This is a genomic window from Pseudomonas sp. LBUM1641, from assembly GCF_059716235.1.
Window position 1 is genome coordinate 437,070 of the sequence record NZ_CP166815.1, and the last position, 22,887, is coordinate 459,956.

Annotated in this window: 16 protein-coding genes and 1 pseudogene; all 17 read left to right on the forward strand. The window is 61.2% G+C overall.

Annotated elements, in window-relative coordinates; all coding sequences use genetic code 11:
• Nucleotides 1-301 precede the first annotated feature (301 nt).
• The 17 genes and pseudogenes from hutU (at nucleotide 302) to ACA046_RS02085 (ending at nucleotide 22,672) form a co-directional block, all read left to right on the forward strand.
• A complete protein-coding gene (gene hutU, locus ACA046_RS02005; RefSeq protein WP_459025516.1) occupies nucleotides 302-1,972 on the forward strand; it encodes a urocanate hydratase in 1,671 nt (556 codons plus the stop codon).
• 142 nt (nucleotides 1,973-2,114) lie between these two features.
• The gene (locus tag ACA046_RS02010; protein WP_497675826.1) at nucleotides 2,115-3,572 is read left to right on the forward strand and encodes a purine-cytosine permease family protein; all 1,458 of its coding nucleotides are present in this window, start codon (nucleotides 2,115-2,117) and stop codon (nucleotides 3,570-3,572) included.
• Nucleotides 3,573-3,640: 68 nt separating this feature from the next.
• On the forward strand, nucleotides 3,641-4,606 hold the full coding sequence (locus tag ACA046_RS02015) for an ABC transporter substrate-binding protein (protein WP_497675827.1): 966 nt from the start codon (nucleotides 3,641-3,643) through the stop codon (nucleotides 4,604-4,606).
• A 71-nt stretch (nucleotides 4,607-4,677) separates the two neighbouring features.
• Nucleotides 4,678-5,529 (forward strand): ABC transporter permease, encoded by an 852-nt coding sequence (locus ACA046_RS02020; protein WP_017478193.1) that lies wholly within the window; start codon nucleotides 4,678-4,680, stop codon nucleotides 5,527-5,529.
• Nucleotides 5,526-6,350, forward strand: coding sequence for a quaternary amine ABC transporter ATP-binding protein (locus ACA046_RS02025; protein ID WP_459025523.1), 825 nt, complete (start codon nucleotides 5,526-5,528; stop codon nucleotides 6,348-6,350). The genes ACA046_RS02020 and ACA046_RS02025 overlap by 4 nt, the downstream gene beginning before the upstream one ends.
• A gap of 136 nt (nucleotides 6,351-6,486) precedes the next feature.
• Nucleotides 6,487-8,010, forward strand: coding sequence for a histidine ammonia-lyase (gene hutH / locus ACA046_RS02030; protein WP_459025525.1), 1,524 nt, complete (start codon nucleotides 6,487-6,489; stop codon nucleotides 8,008-8,010).
• Nucleotides 8,011-8,124: 114 nt separating this feature from the next.
• Entirely contained in the window at nucleotides 8,125-9,663 is a 1,539-nt protein-coding gene (gene hutH, locus ACA046_RS02035; protein WP_085984627.1) for a histidine ammonia-lyase, read from the forward strand.
• Nucleotides 9,664-9,790: 127 nt separating this feature from the next.
• Nucleotides 9,791-11,200 carry an amino acid permease gene (locus ACA046_RS02040; protein ID WP_459025529.1) on the forward strand — a complete coding sequence of 470 codons (1,410 nt, stop codon included), beginning with the start codon at nucleotides 9,791-9,793 and terminating at the stop codon, nucleotides 11,198-11,200.
• A 16-nt stretch (nucleotides 11,201-11,216) separates the two neighbouring features.
• The gene (hutI, locus tag ACA046_RS02045) at nucleotides 11,217-12,422 is read left to right on the forward strand and encodes an imidazolonepropionase (protein ID WP_459025531.1); all 1,206 of its coding nucleotides are present in this window, start codon (nucleotides 11,217-11,219) and stop codon (nucleotides 12,420-12,422) included.
• A gap of 11 nt (nucleotides 12,423-12,433) precedes the next feature.
• Nucleotides 12,434-13,234 carry an N-formylglutamate deformylase gene (gene hutG, locus ACA046_RS02050; protein WP_459025533.1) on the forward strand — a complete coding sequence of 267 codons (801 nt, stop codon included), beginning with the start codon at nucleotides 12,434-12,436 and terminating at the stop codon, nucleotides 13,232-13,234.
• 258 nt (nucleotides 13,235-13,492) lie between these two features.
• Nucleotides 13,493-14,440: a choline ABC transporter substrate-binding protein gene (locus ACA046_RS02055; RefSeq protein ID WP_497675828.1), complete on the forward strand. Its 948-nt coding sequence runs from the start codon at nucleotides 13,493-13,495 to the stop codon at nucleotides 14,438-14,440.
• 173 nt (nucleotides 14,441-14,613) lie between these two features.
• Nucleotides 14,614-15,549, forward strand: coding sequence for an alpha/beta hydrolase (locus ACA046_RS02060; RefSeq protein WP_497675829.1), 936 nt, complete (start codon nucleotides 14,614-14,616; stop codon nucleotides 15,547-15,549).
• 103 nt (nucleotides 15,550-15,652) lie between these two features.
• Complete coding sequence (pip, locus tag ACA046_RS02065) at nucleotides 15,653-16,624, forward strand: prolyl aminopeptidase (protein WP_076018106.1); 972 nt, start codon at nucleotides 15,653-15,655, stop codon at nucleotides 16,622-16,624.
• Nucleotides 16,621-17,058 carry a D-aminoacyl-tRNA deacylase gene (gene dtd, locus ACA046_RS02070; protein ID WP_008439281.1) on the forward strand — a complete coding sequence of 146 codons (438 nt, stop codon included), beginning with the start codon at nucleotides 16,621-16,623 and terminating at the stop codon, nucleotides 17,056-17,058. Before pip ends, dtd begins: the two co-directional genes overlap by 4 nt.
• A gap of 267 nt (nucleotides 17,059-17,325) precedes the next feature.
• Complete coding sequence (locus ACA046_RS02075) at nucleotides 17,326-19,065, forward strand: glucan biosynthesis protein G (protein WP_026078060.1); 1,740 nt, start codon at nucleotides 17,326-17,328, stop codon at nucleotides 19,063-19,065.
• Nucleotides 19,058-21,648: pseudogene (gene mdoH / locus ACA046_RS02080) on the forward strand (glucans biosynthesis glucosyltransferase MdoH). Before ACA046_RS02075 ends, mdoH begins: the two are co-directional and overlap by 8 nt.
• A gap of 220 nt (nucleotides 21,649-21,868) precedes the next feature.
• The gene (locus ACA046_RS02085; protein WP_497675830.1) at nucleotides 21,869-22,672 is read left to right on the forward strand and encodes a transporter substrate-binding domain-containing protein; all 804 of its coding nucleotides are present in this window, start codon (nucleotides 21,869-21,871) and stop codon (nucleotides 22,670-22,672) included.
• Nucleotides 22,673-22,887 lie beyond the last annotated feature (215 nt).

Consider the following 22,887-nt stretch of genomic DNA (forward strand, 5'->3'; position numbering starts at 1 on the left):
AAAAACTGTTCCCACTTCCCGCACCAACTTGTTACCGAATGCCCCAGCATGGCGCAAAAGCCTGCCTGAGTAACGAGCCTCCCTCGCTGTAAAAACCTTCTGCAAGAAAATTCATCAAGCTGCCAAGCCTTGTTCTTAAAGGCTTGCGCTCCCGTTCGCGGAAAATCTGCAACTGCCCTCCGCCAAGTTGGCCGCTTGATTGCATATGCTTGTATGTACAAGTAAAGATGTGTGCGTAAGAGTCCATGAGTATCCTCTTCGCACCAATCATGTTCGCGCATTGATCGTTGAGGAATTTTTTGTGACCAAGCCTACCAAGTACCGTGACGTTGAAATCCGCGCTGCCCGTGGCAACAAGCTCACCGCCAAAAGCTGGCTGACTGAAGCGCCGCTGCGCATGCTGATGAACAACCTCGACCCACAGGTTGCCGAGAACCCGAAAGAACTGGTGGTGTACGGCGGCATCGGCCGTGCCGCGCGCAACTGGGAATGCTATGACCAGATCGTCGAAAGCCTGACCAACCTCAACGACGACGAAACCCTGCTGGTGCAATCCGGCAAACCCGTCGGCGTGTTCAAGACCCACAGCAACGCCCCGCGCGTACTGATCGCCAACTCCAACCTGGTGCCGCACTGGGCGAGCTGGGAACACTTCAACGAACTCGACGCCAAGGGCCTGGCCATGTACGGCCAGATGACCGCCGGCAGCTGGATCTACATCGGCAGCCAGGGCATCGTCCAAGGCACCTACGAAACCTTCGTCGAAGCCGGTCGCCAACATTACAACGACGACCTCAAGGGCCGCTGGGTACTGACCGCCGGCCTCGGCGGCATGGGCGGCGCACAGCCTCTGGCGGCCACCCTGGCCGGCGCGTGCTCGCTGAACATCGAATGCCAGCAGGTCAGCATCGATTTCCGCTTGAGCAGCCGCTACGTCGACGAGCAAGCCACCGACCTCGACGACGCCCTGGCGCGCATCGACAAATACACCAAGGCCGGCCAGGCGATCTCCATCGCCCTGCTGGGCAACGCGGCGGAAATCCTGCCGGAACTGGTCAAGCGCGGTGTGCGCCCAGACATGGTCACCGACCAGACCAGCGCCCACGACCCGCTCAACGGCTACCTGCCGGCTGGCTGGACCTGGGACGAATACCGCGCCCGCGCCAAGACCGAACCGGCCGAAGTGATCAAGGCCGCCAAGCAATCCATGGCGGTGCACGTTCAGGCGATGCTGGACTTCCAGAAAATGGGCGTGCCGACCTTCGACTACGGCAACAACATCCGCCAGATGGCACAAGAAGTGGGCGTGGAAAACGCCTTCGACTTCCCCGGTTTCGTACCGGCCTACATCCGTCCGCTGTTCTGCCGCGGCATCGGCCCGTTCCGCTGGGCGGCACTGTCGGGCGACCCGCAAGACATCTACAAGACCGACGCCAAAGTCAAAGAGCTGATCCCGGACGACGCCCACCTGCACAACTGGCTGGACATGGCCCGCGAGCGCATCAGCTTCCAGGGCCTGCCGGCACGTATCTGCTGGGTTGGCCTGGGCCAGCGCGCCAAGCTCGGCCTGGCGTTCAACGAAATGGTGCGCAGCGGCGAGCTGTCGGCACCTGTCGTGATCGGCCGCGACCACCTGGACTCTGGCTCGGTGGCCAGCCCCAACCGTGAAACCGAATCGATGCAGGACGGCTCCGACGCCGTGTCCGACTGGCCACTGCTCAACGCCTTGCTCAACACCGCCAGCGGCGCGACCTGGGTTTCGCTGCATCACGGCGGTGGCGTGGGCATGGGATTCTCCCAGCACTCCGGCATGGTGATCGTCTGCGACGGTACCGACGAAGCGGCCGAGCGAATCGCCCGCGTGCTGCACAACGACCCGGCCACCGGCGTGATGCGGCATGCCGATGCGGGTTACCAGATCGCCATCGACTGCGCCAAAGAGCAGGGCCTCAATCTCCCGATGATCAAATAACTAATGTGGGAGCGGGCTTGCTCGCGAATGCGGTGTATCAGTCACCGAAGTCGTTAGCCGACCCATCGCTTTCGCGAGCAAGCCCGCTCCCACATTTGATCTGCGTTTCACCCAAAAACAATCCATCAGAGGTTGAACATAAATGGCTGTAACAGACGCTCGTGCAAGCACCACCCCGTTGATCGAAAGACGTTCGATCGACTACATCCCGGAAGCGGAAAGACACGGCCGTCTATTGAGTCAGTTCACCCTGTGGTTGGGTGCCAACCTGCAAATCACCGCGATTGTCACCGGGGCCCTGGCCGTGGTGCTGGGTGGTGATGTGTTCTGGTCGTTGATCGGTCTGTTGATCGGTCAACTGCTGGGTGGCGGCGTCATGGCGCTGCACGCAGCCCAGGGCCCGCAATTGGGCTTGCCGCAAATGATCTCCAGCCGCGTGCAGTTTGGCGTGTATGGCGCGGTCATCCCGCTGGTGCTGGTGTGCCTGATGTACATCGGTTTTTCCGCCAGCGGCTCGTTGCTGGCGGGGCAGGCGGTGGCGCAGTTGCTCCACGTTGAAGACTGGGTCGGCATCGTGTTGTTTGCGGGGCTGATCATGGTGTTTACGATCTTCGGCTACCGGGTAATTCACGGTATCGGTCGCATCGCCAGCGTGCTGGGCGTGGTTGCTTTTGTTTACCTGTTCTACAAGTTGCTGGCCGGTAACGACATCGGTGCGTTGCTGGGCAACAAGCATTTTTCCCTCAGCAGTTTCCTGCTGGCGATTTCCCTGTCGGCGTCCTGGCAGATTGCGTTCGGCCCGTATGTGGCGGACTACTCGCGCTATTTGCCACGCAGCACTCAAGCGTCGAAAACCTTCTGGGCCGTGGGCCTGGGTTCAGTGATCGGCGCGCAGGCTTCGATGGTGTTTGGGGTGTTTGCGGCGGCCCTGGCCGGTTCGCAATTCGCTCACCACGAAGTGTCGTTTATCGTCGGCCTGGGTGGCACCGGGATCGTCGCGGCGCTGCTGTATTTCAGCATCGCTTTCGGCAAGGTCACCGTGACCACCCTGAATGCTTACGGCAGCTTCATGTCCATCGCGACGATCATCAGCGGTTTCCGTGGCAGCCGGCATATCGGCAGTGGCACGCGCCTGCTGTACATCTTTGTCATGGTGTCGATTGCCGCCGCGCTGGCGTTGCTGGGCAAGGACTCGTTCCTCAAGGATTTCTCCGCGTTCATCCTGTTCCTGCTGGCGTTTTTCACGCCGTGGAGCGCGATCAACCTAGTGGATTTCTACTGCATCACCAAAGAGCGCTACGACATCCCGGCGCTGTCCAATCCCGACGGTCGCTATGGTCGCTGGAACCTGATGGGCATCAGCATCTACGTGTTTGGCGTGCTGATTCAGATGCCGTTCATCTCCACGCATTTCTACACCGGGCCAATGGTCGCCAGCCTCGGCGACACCGATATCTCCTGGATCATCGGCCTGGTGGTGCCGGCTGCGCTGTACTACTGGGCTGCCAGAAAATGGCACAGCCCGACGCCTGAACGTTTGATCCTGCCAGTAGAGCAGGGCGCTGCACCAACGACAAACGGGCTGGCTGCACAGGCCTGAGGGGACGTGGACAAGGCAGGACGCCTTTTGACTGCCGTAATCCATTTCATGATTGGGAGCGTCACACAATGAAAATGCATAAGACCCTGCTGACCACGTTGTTCTCTGCTGGCTTGCTGGCCACCGCCGGCGCCCAGGCGGCAGGTTGGTGCGAGTCCGGCAAGCCGGTGAAATTTGCCGGTTTGAACTGGGAAAGCGGCATGTTGCTGACCGACATCCTGCAAACCGTGCTGGAAAAAGGCTATGACTGCAAAACCGACAGCCTGCCGGGTAACTCCATCACCATGGAAAACGCCCTGAGCAGCAATGACATCCAGGTGTTCGCCGAGGAGTGGGTAGGCCGCAGTGAAGTCTGGAACAAGGCCGAGAAGGCCGGCAAGGTCGTCGGTGTCGGTGCTCCAGTCGTGGGCGCTGTCGAAGGTTGGTACGTGCCGCGCTACGTGATCGAAGGCGACGCCAAGCGCAAGCTGGAACCCAAGGCACCGGACCTGAAAAACATCGCCGACCTGGCCAAATACGCCTCGGTGTTCAAGGACCAGGAAGAGCCGTCCAAGGGCCGTTTCTACAACTGCCCGGCCGGCTGGACCTGTGAGCTGGACAACAGCGAGATGCTGAAAAGCTATGGCCTGGAAAGCACCTACACCAACTTCCGCCCAGGCACAGGCCCGGCGCTGGATGCGGCGGTGTTGTCGAGCTACAAGCGTGGCGAGCCGATCCTGTTCTATTACTGGTCGCCCACCCCGTTGATGGGTCAGGTCGACCTGGTGAAGCTGGAAGAAAAGCCCGGTGTGGATAAAAGCGTGAGCATCAAGGTCGGTCTGTCCAAGACCTTCCACGAGCAAGCCCCGGAGTTGGTGACCGTGCTGGAAAAGGTCAACCTGCCCATCGACCTGCTGAACCAGAACCTGGGCCGCATGGCCAAAGAGCGAATTGAATCACCAAAACTGGCGAAAATTTTCCTCAAGGAACATCCTGAAGTCTGGCACGCATGGGTGAGCGACGACGCAGCCAAGAAAATCGACGCGGCCTTGTAGGTTGAGCGTTTCCGGTTGCCCTCGCAGGCAACCGGACGTCCGGCCACAACCCACTGGATCGAGAGCACACTATGTTTCCTGAGAGTTTTACGTTTTCCATCGCCGATTGGGTCAACAGTTGGGTTGATTCGCTGGTGACCAACTACGGCGATGTGTTCCGGCACATCTCCGATACCCTGTTGTGGGCCATCGTCAATCTTGAAGGTGTGCTGCGTGCAGCACCCTGGTGGCTGATGCTGGCAATTGTCGGCGGCATCGCCTGGCACGCCACGCGCAAGGTCGTCACTACAGCGGTGATTGTCGGTTTGCTGTTCCTGGTGGGCGCCGTTGGCCTGTGGGACAAGCTGATGCAAACCCTGGCGCTGATGATGGTGGCCACGGTGATCTCGGTGCTGATCGGCATTCCCCTGGGAATATTGTCGGCCCGTAGCAATCGCCTGCGTTCGGTGCTGATGCCGCTGCTGGACATCATGCAAACCATGCCCAGCTTCGTGTACCTGATCCCGGTGCTGATGCTGTTTGGCCTGGGCAAGGTCCCGGCGATTTTCGCCACGGTGATCTACGCCGCTCCTCCACTGATTCGCCTGACCGACCTGGGTATTCGCCAGGTAGACGGCGAAGTCATGGAAGCGATCAACGCCTTCGGTGCCAACCGCTGGCAGCAACTGTTCGGCGTGCAACTGCCGCTGGCCCTGCCGAGCATCATGGCCGGGATCAACCAGACCACCATGATGGCCCTGTCGATGGTGGTTATCGCCTCGATGATCGGTGCCCGTGGCCTGGGTGAAGATGTGTTGGTCGGTATCCAGACGCTTAACGTCGGACGTGGCCTTGAAGCCGGTCTGGCGATCGTGATTCTCGCAGTGGTCATCGACCGCATTACCCAGGCCTATGGTCGTCCACGGCATGAGGCGAGCAAATGACTACCGTCAGCAAGATTGAAGTCAAAAACGTATTCAAGATCTTCGGCAATCGTTCCAAGGAGGCGCTGGCGCTGATTGGCCAGGGCAAGACCAAGGACCAGGTGCTGGCCGAGACCGGTTGCGTGGTGGGTGTGAACGACCTGTCCCTGAGCATCGGCACCGGCGAGATCTTCGTGATCATGGGCCTGTCGGGTTCCGGCAAGTCGACCCTGGTGCGCCACTTCAACCGCCTGATCGACCCCACCAGCGGCGCGATCCTGGTGGACGGTGAAGACATCCTGCAACTGGACATGGAAGCCCTGCGCCAATTTCGCCGGCACAAGATCAGCATGGTGTTCCAGAGCTTCGGCCTGCTGCCCCACAAAAGCGTGGTGGACAACGTCGCCTATGGCTTGAAAGTGCGCGGCGAAACCAAGCAAGTGTGCGCCGAGCGTGCGCTGCACTGGATCGAAACCGTGGGCCTCAAAGGCTACGAAAACAAATACCCGCACCAGCTTTCCGGCGGCATGCGTCAGCGAGTGGGCCTGGCCCGCGCCTTGGCCGCCGACACCGACATCATCCTGATGGACGAAGCGTTCAGCGCCCTCGACCCGCTGATCCGCGCCGAGATGCAGGACCAGTTGCTGGAGCTGCAAAAGACCCTGCACAAGACCATCGTCTTTATCACTCACGACCTCGATGAGGCCGTGCGCATCGGCAACCGCATTGCGATCCTCAAGGACGGCAAGCTGATCCAGGTCGGCACGCCCCGGGAAATCCTGCACTCGCCGGCCGATGAGTATGTGGACCGGTTTGTTCAGCGGCGTGCTGCGGTGGTCTGATCCGGATCTTGTGGTGAGCCGGCTGGCCTCTTCGCGAGCAAGCCCGCTCCCACATTTGAAATGCATTCCCCTGTGGGAGCGGGCTTGCTCGCGAAGAGGCCGGTAAGGCTGCACAAGAATTGAAGAAGGTACAACGATGTCCCAGGCTGAAAAAATCATCATCGCCGACGCGCCAATGCGTTGGCAGGACGTGGTCGCGGTGGCCCGCCACGGTGCGATCCTCGAACTCTCGGGCCAGGCCTGGGCTCGCATCGACAATGCCCAGGCCATCGTCCAGCGCATCGTCAGCAGCGGCGAGCGCGCCTACGGTATCAACACTGGCCTGGGCGCCTTGTGCAACGTGTCGCTCAAGGACGAACAACTGAGCCGGCTGTCGCGCAACACCTTGCTCAGCCATGCCTGTGGCGTCGGCGCGCCACTGAGCGTGGAGCAAACCCGCGCAATCATCTGCGCGGCAATCATCAATTACAGCCACGGCAAATCCGGCCTGCATCCGCAGGTGGTGCATTCGCTGCTGGGGCTGCTCAACCATGGCATCACGCCGCAAGTGCCGTCCCAGGGCTCGGTGGGTTACCTGACCCACATGGCGCACATTGGCATTGCCTTGCTCGGCGTCGGCGACGTCAGCTACCGGGGCCGTATCGTTCCGGCGCACCAGGCACTGACCGAAGAAGGTTTGCAGCCGGTGGTGCTCGGAGCCAAGGACGGCCTGTGCCTGGTCAATGGCACGCCGTGCATGACCGGTCTCAGCAGCCTGGCCCTGGCCGATGCACATCGTCTGCTGCAATGGGCCGACGTGATCGGCGCCATGAGCTTCGAAGGCCAGCGCGGCCAGATCGACGCCTTCGATGAAGAGATCATCGCGCTCAAGCCGCACCCGGGCATGCAGCAAGTGGGCATCAACCTGCGGGCGTTGCTGGACGGCAGTGAAGTGATCGCCAGCAGCAAAGGCATTCGCACCCAGGACGCCCTAAGCATCCGTTCGATTCCCCAAGTGCACGGCGCGGCCCGCGACCAACTGGAACATGCGACTCGGCAGATCGAAACCGAACTCAACGGCGCCACGGATAACCCGCTGGTGCTCGGCACGCCGGACGACTACCGCGTGGTGTCCCAGGCCAACCCTCACGGGCAGTCCGTGGCCCTGGCGGCAGACATGCTCGCCATCGCCATGGCGGAAATCGGCTCCATCGCCGAGCGCCGCCTGGACCGCCTGATCAACCCGCATGTCAGCGGCCTGCCGGCGTTCCTGGTGAGCAACCCCGGGGTCAACTCCGGGATGATGATCGTGCAGTACGTCGCCGCCTCGCTGTGCGGGCAGAACCGCCAGTTGGCGCAACCGGCGGTGCTCGACAACTTCGTCACCTCGGGCCTGCAGGAAGACCATCTGAGCATGGGCACCAACGCCGCGCTGAAGCTGTATTCGGTGCTGGAAAACGTCACCCAGATCCTCGCCATCGAGTACCTGCTGGCGTCCCAGGCGTTCGAGTTTCTGCAGGAGCAACGCTTCGGCGCCGGCACCGACGCCGCCTGGCGCTTGCTGCGTGAACACGTCCCGGCCTACGACCAGGACCGTTGGCTGGCACCCGACATCGCGGCCACCGCAGCGCTGCTCAAGAACGCCGATTTACTGCAACACACGCTACCGAATTTGCACTGACCTTTTCCCAACAATAACCAGCGTGCCAAGCCGACTGATCCTCTAAACGAGCACAGCGGCGGATAACGGAAGCATCCGGAGCGACTGGTAGTTAACAACACTCTCAAAAGGAGCATGAATGTGACTGCGCTAAACCTGATTCCAGGCCAACTGAGCCTTGCCCAACTGCGGGCCATCTACCAGCAGCCGGTAACCCTCAGCCTGGATGACAGCGCCTCGGCCCAGATCGAAGCCAGTGTCGCCTGCGTGGAGCAGATTCTCGCCGAGAACCGCACCGCCTACGGCATCAACACCGGTTTCGGCCTGCTGGCCTCGACCCGCATCGCCAGCGAAGACCTGGAAAACCTCCAGCGTTCCCTGGTGCTGTCCCACGCGGCCGGCGTCGGTGAGCCCATCAGCGATGCGCTGGTGCGGCTGGTCATGGTGCTCAAGGTCAACAGCCTGAGCCGTGGTTTTTCCGGGATTCGCCGGCAGGTGATCGACGCGCTGATCGCCCTGATCAACGCCGAGGTGTACCCGCACATTCCACTGAAAGGTTCGGTGGGTGCTTCCGGTGACCTGGCGCCATTGGCCCACATGTCGCTGGTGCTGCTGGGCGAAGGCAAGGCCCGCTATAAAGGCGAATGGCTGGAAGCCACCGAGGCGCTGAAAGTCGCCGGCCTGACACCGCTGACCCTGGCGGCGAAGGAAGGCCTGGCGCTGCTCAACGGCACCCAGGTTTCCACCGCTTACGCACTGCGTGGTCTGTTCGAAGGTGAAGACTTGTTCGCCGGTGCATTGGCTTGTGGCGCCCTGACGGTGGAAGCGGTGCTGGGTTCGCGCTCGCCGTTCGACGCACGCATTCACGCTGCCCGTGGCCAGCGTGGCCAAATCGACTCTGCGGCCGCGTATCGCGCCCTGCTGGGTGAAAGCAGCGAAGTGTCCCAATCCCACGAGAACTGCGACAAGGTCCAGGACCCGTACTCCCTGCGTTGCCAGCCGCAAGTCATGGGCGCCTGCCTGACCCAGTTCCGCCAGGCGGCCGAAGTGTTGGTGGTGGAAGCCAATGCGGTGTCGGATAACCCGCTGGTGTTTGCGGCTGAAGGTGACGTGATTTCCGGCGGCAACTTCCATGCGGAACCGGTGGCCATGGCCGCTGACAACATGGCGCTGGCCATCGCGGAAATCGGCTCCCTGAGCGAGCGTCGTATCTCGTTGATGATGGACAAGCACATGTCGCAACTGCCGCCGTTCCTGGTGGGCAACGGCGGCGTGAACTCCGGCTTCATGATCGCCCAGGTGACCGCGGCGGCATTGGCCAGCGAGAACAAGGCGCTGGCCCATCCCCATAGCGTGGATAGCCTGCCGACTTCGGCGAACCAGGAAGACCACGTATCGATGGCGCCGGCTGCGGGCAAACGCCTGTGGGAAATGGCCGAGAACACCCGTGGTGTATTGGCGGTGGAATGGTTGGCGGCCTGCCAGGGCCTGGACCTGCGCAATGGTTTGAAAACCTCGCCGGCACTGGAAAAAGCTCGCGGGATCCTGCGCAGCAAAGTGGCGTTTTATGAGAAGGACCGGTTCTTTGCGCCGGACATCAATGCCGCCAGTGAGTTGTTGGCGACGCGTTGCCTGAATGAGCTGGTGCCGGCGAAGTTGCTGCCGAGCCTCTAAGGGATGGATGCCCCCTGTAGGAGCGAGCTTGCTCGCGAAAAAAGTACATCCACCGCAGCGATGCGCCTGGAATACCTTCGCGAGCAAGCTCGCTCCTACAGAAAATAAAAACAAATAGGGACGAGAAATGCACCAGCAAGAAAAGACGTTAAAACGCGGGCTATCCGCCCGACATATTCGCTTCATGGCACTCGGTTCCGCGATCGGCACCGGGCTGTTCTACGGCTCTGCCTCCGCCATCCAGATGGCCGGCCCGGCCGTACTCCTGGCCTACCTGATCGGTGGCGCCGCGGTGTTCATGGTCATGCGCGCCCTCGGCGAAATGGCCGTGCACAACCCGGTGTCCGGCTCCTTCGGCCAGTACGCCAGCACCTACCTGGGCCCAATGGCCGGCTTTATCCTCGGCTGGACCTACGCCTTTGAAATGATCATTGTCTGCCTCGCCGACGTCACGGCCTTCGGCATCTACATGGGCTTTTGGTTTCCCGAAGTCGCACGTTGGGTCTGGGTGCTCGGCATCGTGTTGCTGATCGGCGGCCTGAACCTGTGCAACGTCAAAGTCTTTGGCGAAATGGAGTTCTGGCTGTCTCTGCTCAAGGTCGGCGCCATCGTCGCGATGATCCTCGGCGGCTTCGGCATCATGCTGTTCGGTATTCACTCGGCGGGCGACGCGCCGGCCACCGGCCTCAGCAACCTGTGGGCCCACGGCGGCTTCATGCCTAACGGCGTGGGTGGCTTGATCGCGTCCTTCGCGGTGGTGATGTTTGCATTTGGCGGCATCGAAATCATCGGCATCACCGCCGGCGAAGCCAAGGACCCGCAGCGGGTGATCCCGAAGGCGATCAACGCCGTGCCGCTGCGCATCCTGCTGTTCTACGTGCTGACGTTGTTTGTGCTGATGGCGATCTACCCGTGGCCACAGATCGGCAGCCAGGGCAGCCCGTTCGTACAGATCTTCAGCAACTTGGGTATCGGCTCGGCGGCGACCATCCTGAACATCGTGGTGATCTCGGCCGCCGTCTCGGCGATCAACAGCGACATCTTCGGCGCCGGTCGCATGATGTACGGCCTGGCCCAGCAAGGGCAGGCGCCCAAAGGCTTTGCCCAACTGTCGAGCCAGGGCGTGCCATGGATGACCGTGGTGGTGATGGGCGCCGCGTTGCTCGGCGGTGTGGTGCTCAACTACCTGATCCCGGAAAACGTGTTCCTGGTCATCGCCTCGATCGCGACCTTCGCCACGGTGTGGGTGTGGCTGATGATCCTGGTCACTCAGGTCGCCATGCGTCGCTCGATGACCAAGGAACAGATTGCCGAGCTGAAATTCCCGGTGCCGTTCTGGCCGTACGCGCCAGCGGCAGCCATCGTATTCATGCTGTTTATCTTCGGCGTGCTGGGTTATTTCCCGGACACCCAGGCTGCCCTTATGGTCGGTGCCGTGTGGATCGTCTTGCTGATCGTTGCCTATCTGCTGTGGGTCAAACCCTCCGCCGGGCAAGCAGCCAAGGTTCATTACGACCCGGCTTTGTCTCATCGATAACCCAACGGAGGCGTTGATGAAAACGCTTTGGCAACACTGCCACGTCGCAACCATGGCCCAGGGCAAATACTCGATCATCGAGGATGCCGCCATCGTGACCTCGGGCACGCTCATCGAGTGGATCGGCCCGCGCGCCGAACTGCCGAAGGCGGACTACGCAACCACCCATGACCTGCAAGGGGCGTGGGTCACGCCGGGGCTGATCGACTGCCACACCCACACGGTGTTCGGCGGCAATCGCAGCGGCGAGTTCGAGCAGCGGCTGCAAGGCGTGAGCTACGCCGAGATCGCAGCGGCCGGTGGCGGTATTGCCAGCACCGTGCGCGCCACGCGGGCGGCGACCGAAGATGAGTTGTTCGAAAGCAGCCGCAAGCGCCTGCGCAGTTTGCTGCGGGATGGCGTGACCACTGTGGAGATCAAGTCCGGCTACGGCCTGGACCTGGCCAGCGAGCGCAAGATTCTGCGGGTGATCCGCCGCCTCGGCGCCGAGCTGCCGGTGAGCGTACGCAGCACGTGCCTGGCAGCTCACGCATTGCCGCCGGAGTACGTGGACCGTGCCGATGCTTACATCGAACACATCTGCGCCGAGATGCTGCCGGCGCTGGCAGCGGAGGGACTGGTGGATGCGGTCGACGCCTTCTGTGAATACCTGGCGTTCTCGCCGGAGCAGGTGGAGCGGGTCTTTATCGCTGCACACAAGCTCGGCTTGCCGGTGAAGCTGCACGCCGAGCAGTTGTCGTCCCTGCACGGCTCCAGCCTGGCGGCGCGTTATCAGGCGCTGTCGGCGGACCATCTGGAATTCATGACCGAGGAAGACGCCATCGCCATGGCCGCTTCCGGCACTGTCGCGGTGTTGCTGCCGGGGGCGTTCTACTTCCTGCGGGAAACCCAGTTGCCGCCGATGGACGCCCTGCGCAAGCACGGTGTGAAGATCGCCATCGCCAGCGACCTCAATCCGGGCACGTCACCGGCATTGTCGGTGCGCTTGATGTTGAACATGGCCTGCACCCTGTTCCGCATGACCCCGGAGGAAGCCCTGGCCGGCGCCACGCAACATGCGGCTACCGCCTTGGGTCTGGGGAACAGCCACGGTTCGCTGGAGGTGGGCAAGGTCGCGGATTTTGTCGCCTGGCAGATTGATCGTCCCGCTGACCTGGCCTATTGGCTGGGTGGCGAGCTGGAAAAACGCGTCGTGCGCCACGGCGTCGATGTCACCGTTTAAGGAGTACTGCTGTGGATAAGGTTCTGAACTTCAAACAAGGCCGTGTGCCGCTGCTGATCAGCATGCCTCACGCGGGCCTGCGCCTGACGCCGGCGGTGCAAGCCGGGCTGATCCCCGAGGCGCAAAGCCTGCCGGACACCGACTGGCACATTCCCACGCTGTACGACTTCGCCGAAGAGCTGGGCGCCAGCACCCTGGCGGCCGAGTATTCGCGTTTTGTCATCGACCTGAATCGGCCGTCCGATGACAAGCCGCTGTACGTCGGCGCTACCACCGGCTTGTACCCGGCGACGCTGTTCGACGGTGTGCCGCTGTTCCGCGAAGGCCTGGAACCGTCCAAGGCCGAACGCGCCACGTACCTGGAACAGATATGGACGCCGTATCACCGCACCCTGCAGAACGAGCTGGCCCGGCTCAAGGCCGAGTTCGGCTATGCACTATTGTTTGATGCGCACTCGATTCGCTCGGTGATCCCGCACCTGTTCGAAGGCAAGCTGCCGGACTTCAACCTCGGTACCTTTAACGGCGCTGCCTGCGATCCGCAACTCGCCAGCCAGATGGAAGCCACCTGCGCCGGCCACCCGCAGTACACCCATGTACTCAACGGACGCTTCAAAGGCGGGCATATCACCCGGCACTACGGCAACCCGGCCGAGAACATTCATGCGGTGCAACTGGAGTTGGGGCAGTGCACCTACATGGAAGAGTTTGAACCGTTTCGTTATCGCGCCGACCTGGCCGAGCCGACGCGGGTGGTGTTGAAGGAACTGCTGGAAGGGTTCCTGACCTGGGGCAAGCGGCATTACTCCTGATTGGCGTCGCTGCTGAGATAGCCTTCGCGAGCAAGCCCGCTCCCACATTCGACCGAGTTTCTGCAGTCGAAATGCAATCAAATGTGGGAGCGGGCTTGCTCGCGAAGAGGGCTTCACAGCCACACACCTCTCAAGTCGCCTGAGTGCAACTCACAGTCGCCACAGGTCGCTTCTATCGAGGTCTCGCTGGGTAAGGTGTTGGGCACGGCGCGTCAGACGCCACTCCCACAATAAAAACTGCCGAGTGAGACCGCATCGATGAAAAGACTGTTCAACCGTTGCCTGTTGACTCTCACCGGCGCCGCACTCCTGAGCGCCAATGCGATGGCCGCCGATCCGGCCTCGTGCAAGGTCGTGCGCATGGGCGTGGTCAGCTGGACTGACGTGATCGCCACCAGCGGCATGGCCGATGTGCTGCTCAATGGCCTGGGCTATGACAGCAAGCAAACCAGCGCCGTGCAGCAAATCATCTTTGCAGGCATCCGCGACAAGCGCCTGGATATCTTCCTGGGCTACTGGAAGCCGGCGATGGACAACAACATCGCACCGTTCCTCGCGGCCAACCAGGTCAAGGTGTTCGACAAGCCGAGCCTGGCCGACGCCCAGGCGACTTTGGCGGTGCCGCAGTATGTTGCGGACGCAGGCCTGAAGACCTTTGCCGACATTGCCCGTTTCAAGGACAAACTGGGCGGCAAAATCTATGGCATCGAACCGGGCAGCGGCGCCAATACCGATATCCAGAAAATGATCGACAGCAACCGCTTCGGCCTCGGCGGCTTCAAGCTGGTGGCCTCCGGCGAGGCGGGCATGCTGGCAGCCGTGCAGCGCGCAGTGAATCGCAAAGAGTTCGTGGTGTTTGTCGGCTGGACCCCGCACCCGATGAACATCAACATGAAAATGGCTTACCTGACCGGCAGTGAAGATGTGTTCGGCGCCAACGAAGGCATGGCCACGGTCTCCACGGTGACGGCGCCGGATTACGCCGAGCGTTGCCCCAACGTGACACGCCTGCTGGAGAACCTGACCTACACCGCGGCCCAGGAAAGCCAGTTGATGGTGCCGATCATGGATCGCAAGACGCCGCAGGAGGTAGCCAGACAATGGTTGCGGGACAACCCCGAGGATTTGCAGCGCTGGCTGACGGGTGTAACGACCCTGGATGGAAAAGACGGCGTGGCGGCGGTGCAGGCCAGTCTCAAGCCCTGATGCGAACACGATAGATCAAACAACAGAGAACCAATGTGGGAGTCGGGCTTGCCCGCGATGGCGGTGTATCAGTCGACGATGGCGTTGGTTGACACACCGCTATCGCAGGCAAGCCAGCTCCCACATTTGCCTTGTGGTGTGCTTTGAATCTTCCTATCAGGACGATCACCTTCATGTCCCACTACCCGATTTCCGCGCAGATGTGCGCCTTCGTCGAAAAAACCGAATCCTTCACCAGCGACGACACATCGCTGGCCGGATTGCGCCGGAGCTATGACCGCATGTGCCAAGCGTTCACCCCGGCGCGCCCTGAAGGGTTACAGGTGTCAGACGTTTCCCTGAGTGGCGTGGGTGTACGCATGTATCAACCGGCGACGCCAACCCATGATGGCGGATGGCCATGCATCCTTTATATGCACGGTGGCGGCTGGGTGGTGGGCGGGCTGGATTCCCACGACTTTATTTGCGGTGAACTGGCCGACTCGCTGCAGGTGCTGGTGATCGCCATCGACTACCGACTGGCACCCGAACACCCGTTCCCGGCGGCCTTCGACGATTGCCGCGCAGTCTGGCAGGCGATTCAGGCGGGCGAAGCGCCCTGCCAGGTCAACCTGCAACGCCTGTTGGTGGCCGGTGACAGCGCCGGCGGCAACCTGGCGGCCGCCTTGTGCCTGGGCCTGCGGGATGACCATCAACCGCAGCCCTTGGCGCAAATCCTGATCTACCCCGGCCTGGGCGGCCCCGCCGACCTGCCGTCCCGTCGCGACTGCGTCGACGCGCCGCTGCTCAGTACCGCCGACACCGAGTGCTATCTCGCCCTTTACCTGCGTGGGCCGGGCAAGCCGTCGCCCTACGCCATGCCATTGCTGGCCGTGGATTTCAGCGGGTTGCCACCGGCGCTGATCGCCGTGGCACAGTTCGACCCGCTGCGGGACGACGGCATGCTCTACGCCGAGCGCCTCCAGGCTGCCGGGGTGGCTGCCACGCTGTATCCCGGAAAAGGCCTGATCCACGGCTGTCTACGGGCCCGGGGCCAGGTGGCGGAGGTCGATCGGCTCTACGTTTATCTGCTGGATTATCTGCGTGGTGTTTTGCTGACACAGCTCTAAGTCTGCTAGGACATGCTCATTGCACAATTCGGGTTTATGATGCCAGACGGCAAAATAATAGACGTCCCCCCAGGGATGAACTCGACCCCTTACGGAGCGCGCAATGCAGACTTTGTACCCGCAGATCAAACCCTACGCCCGGCACGATCTGGCCGTCGATGAAACCCACGTCCTGTACGTCGACGAAAGCGGTTCCCCGGAAGGCTTGCCCGTTGTGTTCATCCACGGCGGCCCTGGTGCCGGGTGTGACGCCAATAGCCGCTGCTATTTCGATCCAAATCTCTATCGAATTGTTACTTTTGATCAGCGTGGCTGCGGGCGCTCCACTCCACGGGCCAGCCTGGAAAACAACACCACTTGGGACCTGGTGGCCGACCTTGAGCGGATCCGCGAGCACCTGGGCATCGAAAAATGGGTGTTGTTCGGCGGTTCCTGGGGGTCGACCCTGGCCCTGGCCTACGCGCAAACCCATCCGGAGCGCGTGCACGGCTTGATCGTTCGGGGCATTTTCCTGGCGCGCCCCCAGGACATTCAGTGGTTCTACCAGGCTGGCGCCAGCCGCCTGTTCCCGGATTACTGGCAGGACTACCTGGCGCCCATCCCCCAGGAAGAGCGCCACGACTTGCTCAGCGCCTATCACAAGCGCCTGACCGGCAACGACCAGATCGCCCAGATGCACGCCGCCAAAGCCTGGTCCACGTGGGAAGGCCGCATGTTAGGCCTGTGCCCGAACCCGCAGTTGATCGAGCGCTTTTCCGAACCCCAGCGCGCCCTGTCGATTGCCCGTATCGAATGCCATTACTTCACCAACAACTCGTTCCTTGAGCCCGACCAGCTGATTCGCGACATGCACAAGATCGCCCACCTGCCTGGCGTAATCGTGCATGGCCGCTACGACATGATCTGCCCGCTGGATAACGCCTGGGAGCTGCATCAGGCCTGGCCCAACAGTGAGCTGCAGATCATCCGCGAGGCCGGCCATGCGGCGTCCGAACCCGGAATCACCGATGCGCTGGTGCGTGCGGCGAGTGAAATGGCACGGCGCCTGCTTGATTTGCCGCCTGAAGAAGCATGAAGGGGCTTTTGCAACGGGTGCGCGGCGCCCGGGTCGAGGTAGAAGGGCAGGTGGTGGGTGCGATAGACCAGGGTTTGCTGGTGCTGGTGGCCGTCGAGCCTTCAGATACCCAGGCCAGCGCCGACAAGCTCCTGCATAAGCTGCTTAACTATCGGGTGTTCAGCGATGACGAGGGCAAGATGAACCTGTCCTTGAAAGACATTGGCGGCGGTTTGCTGCTGGTGTCGCAGTTCACCCTGGCGGCAGACACCAAGAGCGGCTTGCGTCCCAGCTTCTCCACGGCGGCACCGCCGGCGGTGGGCGAGGCACTTTTCGACTACCTGTTGTTACAAGCGCAACAATTGCATGGCACGGTAGCGGCGGGGCGTTTTGGCGCGGATATGCAGGTGCATTTGGTCAATGACGGGCCGGTCACCTTCCTGTTACAGACGTGAATGTACTGAAAACGACTTGTAATGCCCAAAAAACCGGGTTTTCGCTACAAATACTTCGCTGACCCTGATGCGTTGTCACGCGGGCTACTAGATAATCGCGCGCTACGGGGATCAGCGTTGATTGGTCCATTTTTGACTTAGGTAGAGACTTGTCCGATGGCTGTTGGGGAATCATTTAGCCCCATGGGAGTCGGAACAATGCTCGCCAACCTGGCATATAGATAGCTGGCCGTTGGTTTTTTGATCTGTTTTCGGCGAGGGTTGCTCGTGATTGTTAGTCCCTGTAATGCACCAAAATTGTCTGCCAAACGGTTACGAAACGCACTGGTAACGGGCTCTGCCCTGTTTTGCCTGTTCGGCGCGGGTCAACTGTGGGCATTCAGTCTGGATGATGTGTCGGCCAAGGCAAAAGAGCTGGCCGGGCAGAAATACGAAGCTCCGCGCAGCAATTTGCCAAACGAATTCCGCGAAATGAAATTCGCTGATTACCAGAAAATTCGTTTCCGCAACGAGAAAGCCGAGTGGGCCGATCAAAACACCCCGTTCAAGCTGTCCTTCTATCACCAGGGTATGCACTTCGATACACCGGTGAAAATCAACGAAGTCACTGCCGACAGCGTCCAGGAAATCAAATACGACCCGTCCCGCTTCGATTTCGGCGACGTCAAGTTTGATCCCAAGTCCACCGAACAGCTGGGTTATGCCGGTTTCCGTGTGCTGTACCCGATCAATAAGGGCGACAAGCAAGACGAGATCATGACCATGCTCGGCGCGAGCTATTTCCGCGTCGTGGGTAAAGATCAGGTCTACGGCCTGTCTGCCCGTGGCATGGCGATCGACACTGCCTTGCCGTCCGGCGAAGAGTTCCCGCGCTTCACCGAGTTCTGGATCGAACGTCCAAAGCCGGGTGAGAAGCAGCTGGTGATCTACGCCTTGCTGGATTCGCCACGGGCCACCGGCGCTTATCGCCTGATCCTGCGCCCTGGCACCGACACCATTGTCGACGTCAAATCCCAGATGTACCTGCGTGACAAGGTCACCAAGCTGGGCATCGCTCCGCTGACCAGCATGTTCCTGTTCGGCGCCAACCAGCCGTCCAAGGTTCTTAACTACCGTCGCGAGCTGCACGATTCCAGCGGCCTGTCGATCCATGCCGGCAACGGCGAGTGGATCTGGCGCCCGCTGAACAACCCTAAACACCTGTCGGTCAGCAACTTCACCGTGGAAAACCCGCGCGGTTTCGGCCTGCTGCAACGCGGTCGCAACTTCAGCCACTACGAAGACCTCGACGACAACTACGACAAGCGCCCAAGCGCCTGGATCGAGCCTGAAGGCGACTGGGGCAAGGGCTCCGTCGACTTGGTAGAGATTCCGACCGCCGATGAAACCAACGACAACATCGTTGCCTTCTGGAGCCCGGAAACACTGCCGGAGCCAGGCAAGCCGCTGGACGTTGCCTACCGCCTGCACTGGACATTGAAAGACGCCGAGTTCCATTCGCCTGAAAGCGCCTGGGTCAAGCAGACCCTGCGTTCCACCGGCGACGTCAAGCAATCCAACCTGATCCGTCAGCCAGACGGCAGCGTGGCTTACCTGGTGGACTTCGAGGGCCCGTCCCTGAAGAAACTGCCAGCTGACGCACCGGTTCGCAGCCAGGTCAGCGTGGGCGACAACGCCGAAATCGTTGAAAACAGCGTGCGCTACAACCCGCACACCCAAGGCTGGCGCCTGACCCTGCGCATGAAGATCAAGGACGCAGGCAAGCCGACTGAAATGCGCGCAGCCCTGGTCCAGGACATCGTGCAGCCGGAACCAGAGAAGGTTTCGACCCAAGTGCTGAAAGCCGACAAAGTGCTGGCTAAACAGCACGAGAAAGCGGCCAAGAAAGACGCCAAGGACAAGGACGCCAAGCAGCCGGAAGCGGCTGCCCCAGCCACACCGGAGCCGGCCAAGACAGAGCAAGTCCTGACCGAAACCTGGAGCTATCAGTTGCCTGCCGATGAGTAATTCTCAAGTCCAGCCAGAGACTCTTGCCGAGTACCTGGCGCATCTACCGATGACCGATGAGCAGCGCGCCGAACTGGCGGGCTGCGAGTCCTTCAGTGAATTGCACAAGCGCCTGTCATCGTCCACGTTCGACGCACCTGCCGACGCTGCCCAAGCGTCGGTCGGCGCCCGGCTGACCCTCAACACCGCCGAAGAGCTGCAAGACGCCGAAATGCTGGCGCTCGACGCCAGCGGCCGGGTTTGCCTCAAGGCCACGCCGCCGATCCGCCGGACCAAGGTTGTGCCTGAGCCATGGCGCACCAATATCCTGGTGCGTGGCTGGCGCCGCCTGACCGGTCGCACCAATCCTCCGGCACCGCCGAAGGATGAGCGCGTGCTGCCGGCTGCTCGCTGGCGCACCGTCGGTTCGATCCGTCGGTACATCCTGCTGGTGCTGATGCTCGGCCAGACGATCGTCGCCGGCTGGTACATGAAAGGCATCATGCCGTACCAGGGCTGGTCCTTCGTCGACTTTGACGAGATCCGCAACCAGACCCTGCTGCAAACCGCTACCCAGGTTCTGCCTTACGCCCTGCAAACCAGCATCCTGGTGCTGTTCGGGATTCTGTTCTGCTGGGTTTCGGCCGGTTTCTGGACCGCGCTGATGGGCTTCCTGGAACTGCTGACCGGTCACGATAAGTACCGTATCTCCGGTAAAAGTGCTGGTGACGAGCCGATTCCGAAAGACGCCCGCACCGCCTTGGTGATGCCGATCTGCAACGAAGACGTGCCCCGGGTATTTGCCGGCCTGCGCGCGACGTTCGAATCGGTGGCTGCCACCGGTAACCTGGATCGCTTCGACTTCTTCGTCCTCAGCGACAGTAACGAGGCCGACATCTGCATCGCCGAGCAGCAAGCCTGGCTCGACGTGTGCCGCGAAGCGGGTGGCTTCGGCAAGATCTTCTATCGCCGCCGTCGCCGTCGCGTCAAACGCAAGAGCGGCAACCTCGACGACTTCTGCCGTCGCTGGGGTGGTGACTACAAGTACATGGTGGTGCTCGACGCCGACAGCGTGATGAGCGGCGACTGCCTGACCAGCCTGGTACGCCTGATGGAAGCCACGCCGGATGCCGGGATTATCCAGACCGCGCCACGTGCGTCGGGTATGGACACCCTGTATGCGCGCATGCAGCAGTTCGCCACTCGTGTGTATGGCCCGCTGTTTACCGCCGGCCTGCACTTCTGGCAGTTGGGTGAATCCCACTACTGGGGCCACAACGCGATCATCCGCATGAAGCCGTTTATCGAGCACTGCGCCCTGGCGCCGTTGCCAGGTAAAGGCGCGTTTGCCGGTGCGATCCTCTCCCACGACTTCGTTGAAGCTGCGCTGATGCGCCGTGCCGGCTGGGGCGTGTGGATTGCCTACGACTTGCCGGGCAGCTACGAAGAACTGCCGCCGAACCTGCTGGACGAACTCAAGCGTGACCGTCGCTGGTGCCACGGTAACCTGATGAACTTCCGCCTGTTCCTGGTCAAAGGCATGCACCCGGTGCACCGTGCGGTGTTCCTGACCGGCGTGATGTCGTACCTCTCGGCACCCTTGTGGTTCTTCTTCCTGGTGCTGTCGACGGCCTTGCTGGCGGTCAACACGCTGATGGAGCCGCAGTACTTCATGGCGCCACGCCAGTTGTACCCGCTGTGGCCACAATGGCATCCGGACAAGGCGGTGGCGCTGTTCTCCACCACCATCGTGCTGCTGTTCCTGCCTAAATTGCTGAGTATCATCTTGATCTGGGCCAAGGGCGCGAAAGAGTTCGGCGGCAAGTTCAAGGTGACCTTGTCGATGTTGCTGGAGATGCTGTTCTCCATGTTGCTGGCGCCGGTGCGGATGATCTTCCACACCCGTTTCGTACTCGCCGCGTTCCTCGGCTGGGCTGCGACCTGGAACTCGCCGCAACGTGACGATGACTCCACGCCCTGGAGCGAGGCGGTCAAGCGCCACGGCCCGCAGACTCTGCTCGGCTTCTTCTGGGCACTGCTGGTGGTGTGGTTGAACCCAAGCTTCCTGTGGTGGCTGGTGCCGATCGTCGGTTCGCTGATGCTGTCGATTCCGGTGTCGGTTATTTCCAGCCGGGTCAAGCTGGGCCTCAAGTCTCGCGACGAGAGCCTGTTTTTGATCCCTGAGGAATACAATCCGCCCCAGGCGCTGTTGTCGACCGACAAATACACCCACGAAAACCGTTGGCATGCGCTGAATGACGGGTTTGTGCGGGCAGTGGTCGATCCACAGCAGAACGCCCTGGCGTGTGCCCTGGCGACTTCCCGTCATGGGCAGGCGGAGCCGATCGAATGGCTGCGTATTGACCGTGTTCGCCACGCGTTGAAAGTCGGCCCGGCCGGCCTCAACAACGGCGAACGCCTGGCCTTGCTCAGTGACCCGGTGGCCCTGGCGCGCTTGCACGAGCAGGTCTGGAACGAAGGCAACGCCGAATGGCTCAACGCCTGGCGCGAATCGGTCAAGGCTGATCCGCATGCGCCGTTGCTGCCATTGAAACCACTGTCGTCCCAGGCTCAACCAGCCTGATTCAGACGCCCCCGAGGTAACGCCTCGGGGGCGTTTGCTGCCACTGTCCTACGCTGTTTTTCCCTTCTGTTTCATTTCGCTAACTCCTTGTTATTTCGAAACAAAAGACCCTTCGCCGAGGCGTATTGCCGTGCCGGCGAGTGGGTTAGCATCGCCCCCCAAATCTGACTCGATACCTCTGGTCTACGCGGACTGACGCGTGGCCGGGTGCGCGTGTGTTTAACGGAATAGGGGCTTTTCATGATTAAAAGGTATTTGTCGAAGCTGCTGCTCGGCATCGTCGCGTTTTCCCACGGTTACCTGGCGCACGCGGGGGCCATCGATGAAGCCGTCCAGCGGGGCGTACTGAAAGTCGGCACCAATCCGACCTACGTACCTTTCGAGATGACCGACAAGAAAGGCCGTATTGTCGGATTTGAAATAGATCTGCTGCGGGAGATGAGCAAAGCGCTGGGGGTAAAGCTGGAGCTGGTTTCGGTGCCCTATACCGACCTGATCCCCGGCCTGCTGGACAGCCGGTTCGACCTGATCGGCAGCGGCATGACCGTAACGCAAGAGCGCAACCTCACCCTTAACTTCAGCGACTCGTTCATCATCGTCGGCCAGACCGTGCTGCTGCATCCGCAGTTGGCTAATCAGGTCCAGAGCATCGAAGACCTTGATGAGGCCGGTTACCGGATCGTGGCGGCCGAAGGCACCACGGGCGAAGCGGCGGCGAAAAGGTTTCTCGGCGCTGCACAGCTGCGCAGTTTTCCAACCCCTGAAGAAGGCGTGCGCCAGGTGGTGGAGGGCAAGGCCGACGCTTTCGTCCACGATGCGCCCTATAACCTGATCGCAATCACCAAGCCCCAGAACAGTGCGTTGCTGGCATTGGAGCAGCCTTTCACCTACGAGCCTTTGGCGTTCGGCGTGAAAAAAGGCGATTACGACAGCCTCAACTGGATCAATCACTTCCTCAATCAGGTGGCCCAGGATGGCACCTACGATCGGCTGCATGACAAGTGGTTCAAGGACTCGGACTGGATGGCGGAGGTGGACTGGTAGTCATAACTACTTACACATCAAGCAATTGGCCGACCTGTGGGTTGAAGTGTCTAGCTGCGGCGTTCTCTGCACGGTTGTGGGGCTTTCTGTCATACCTTGGCAACAAATCCCGGCGAAACCTTTGTACCGGGCGGTGAGTGAGTTAGGATCGCACCCCGAAATGGTGCAGCCCTTTTGCGCGCCGATCTCACAATAAAATGAGTTCAGGGGACTTG

Excerpts from the sequence above, each read along its gene's own strand:
- ACA046_RS02010 (WP_497675826.1), top strand. The coding sequence starts at position 2,115 with ATGGCTGTAACAGACGCTCGTGCAAGCACCACCCCGTTGATCGAAAGA.
- ACA046_RS02015 (WP_497675827.1), top strand. The coding sequence starts at position 3,641 with ATGAAAATGCATAAGACCCTGCTGACCACGTTGTTCTCTGCTGGCTTG.
- ACA046_RS02020 (WP_017478193.1), top strand. The coding sequence starts at position 4,678 with ATGTTTCCTGAGAGTTTTACGTTTTCCATCGCCGATTGGGTCAACAGT.
- ACA046_RS02025 (WP_459025523.1), top strand. The coding sequence starts at position 5,526 with ATGACTACCGTCAGCAAGATTGAAGTCAAAAACGTATTCAAGATCTTC.
- hutH (WP_459025525.1), top strand. The coding sequence starts at position 6,487 with ATGTCCCAGGCTGAAAAAATCATCATCGCCGACGCGCCAATGCGTTGG.
- hutH (WP_085984627.1), top strand. The coding sequence starts at position 8,125 with ATGAATGTGACTGCGCTAAACCTGATTCCAGGCCAACTGAGCCTTGCC.
- ACA046_RS02040 (WP_459025529.1), top strand. The coding sequence starts at position 9,791 with ATGCACCAGCAAGAAAAGACGTTAAAACGCGGGCTATCCGCCCGACAT.
- hutI (WP_459025531.1), top strand. The coding sequence starts at position 11,217 with ATGAAAACGCTTTGGCAACACTGCCACGTCGCAACCATGGCCCAGGGC.
- ACA046_RS02055 (WP_497675828.1), top strand. The coding sequence starts at position 13,493 with ATGAAAAGACTGTTCAACCGTTGCCTGTTGACTCTCACCGGCGCCGCA.
- ACA046_RS02060 (WP_497675829.1), top strand. The coding sequence starts at position 14,614 with ATGTCCCACTACCCGATTTCCGCGCAGATGTGCGCCTTCGTCGAAAAA.
- pip (WP_076018106.1), top strand. The coding sequence starts at position 15,653 with ATGCAGACTTTGTACCCGCAGATCAAACCCTACGCCCGGCACGATCTG.
- dtd (WP_008439281.1), top strand. The coding sequence starts at position 16,621 with ATGAAGGGGCTTTTGCAACGGGTGCGCGGCGCCCGGGTCGAGGTAGAA.
- ACA046_RS02085 (WP_497675830.1), top strand. The coding sequence starts at position 21,869 with ATGATTAAAAGGTATTTGTCGAAGCTGCTGCTCGGCATCGTCGCGTTT.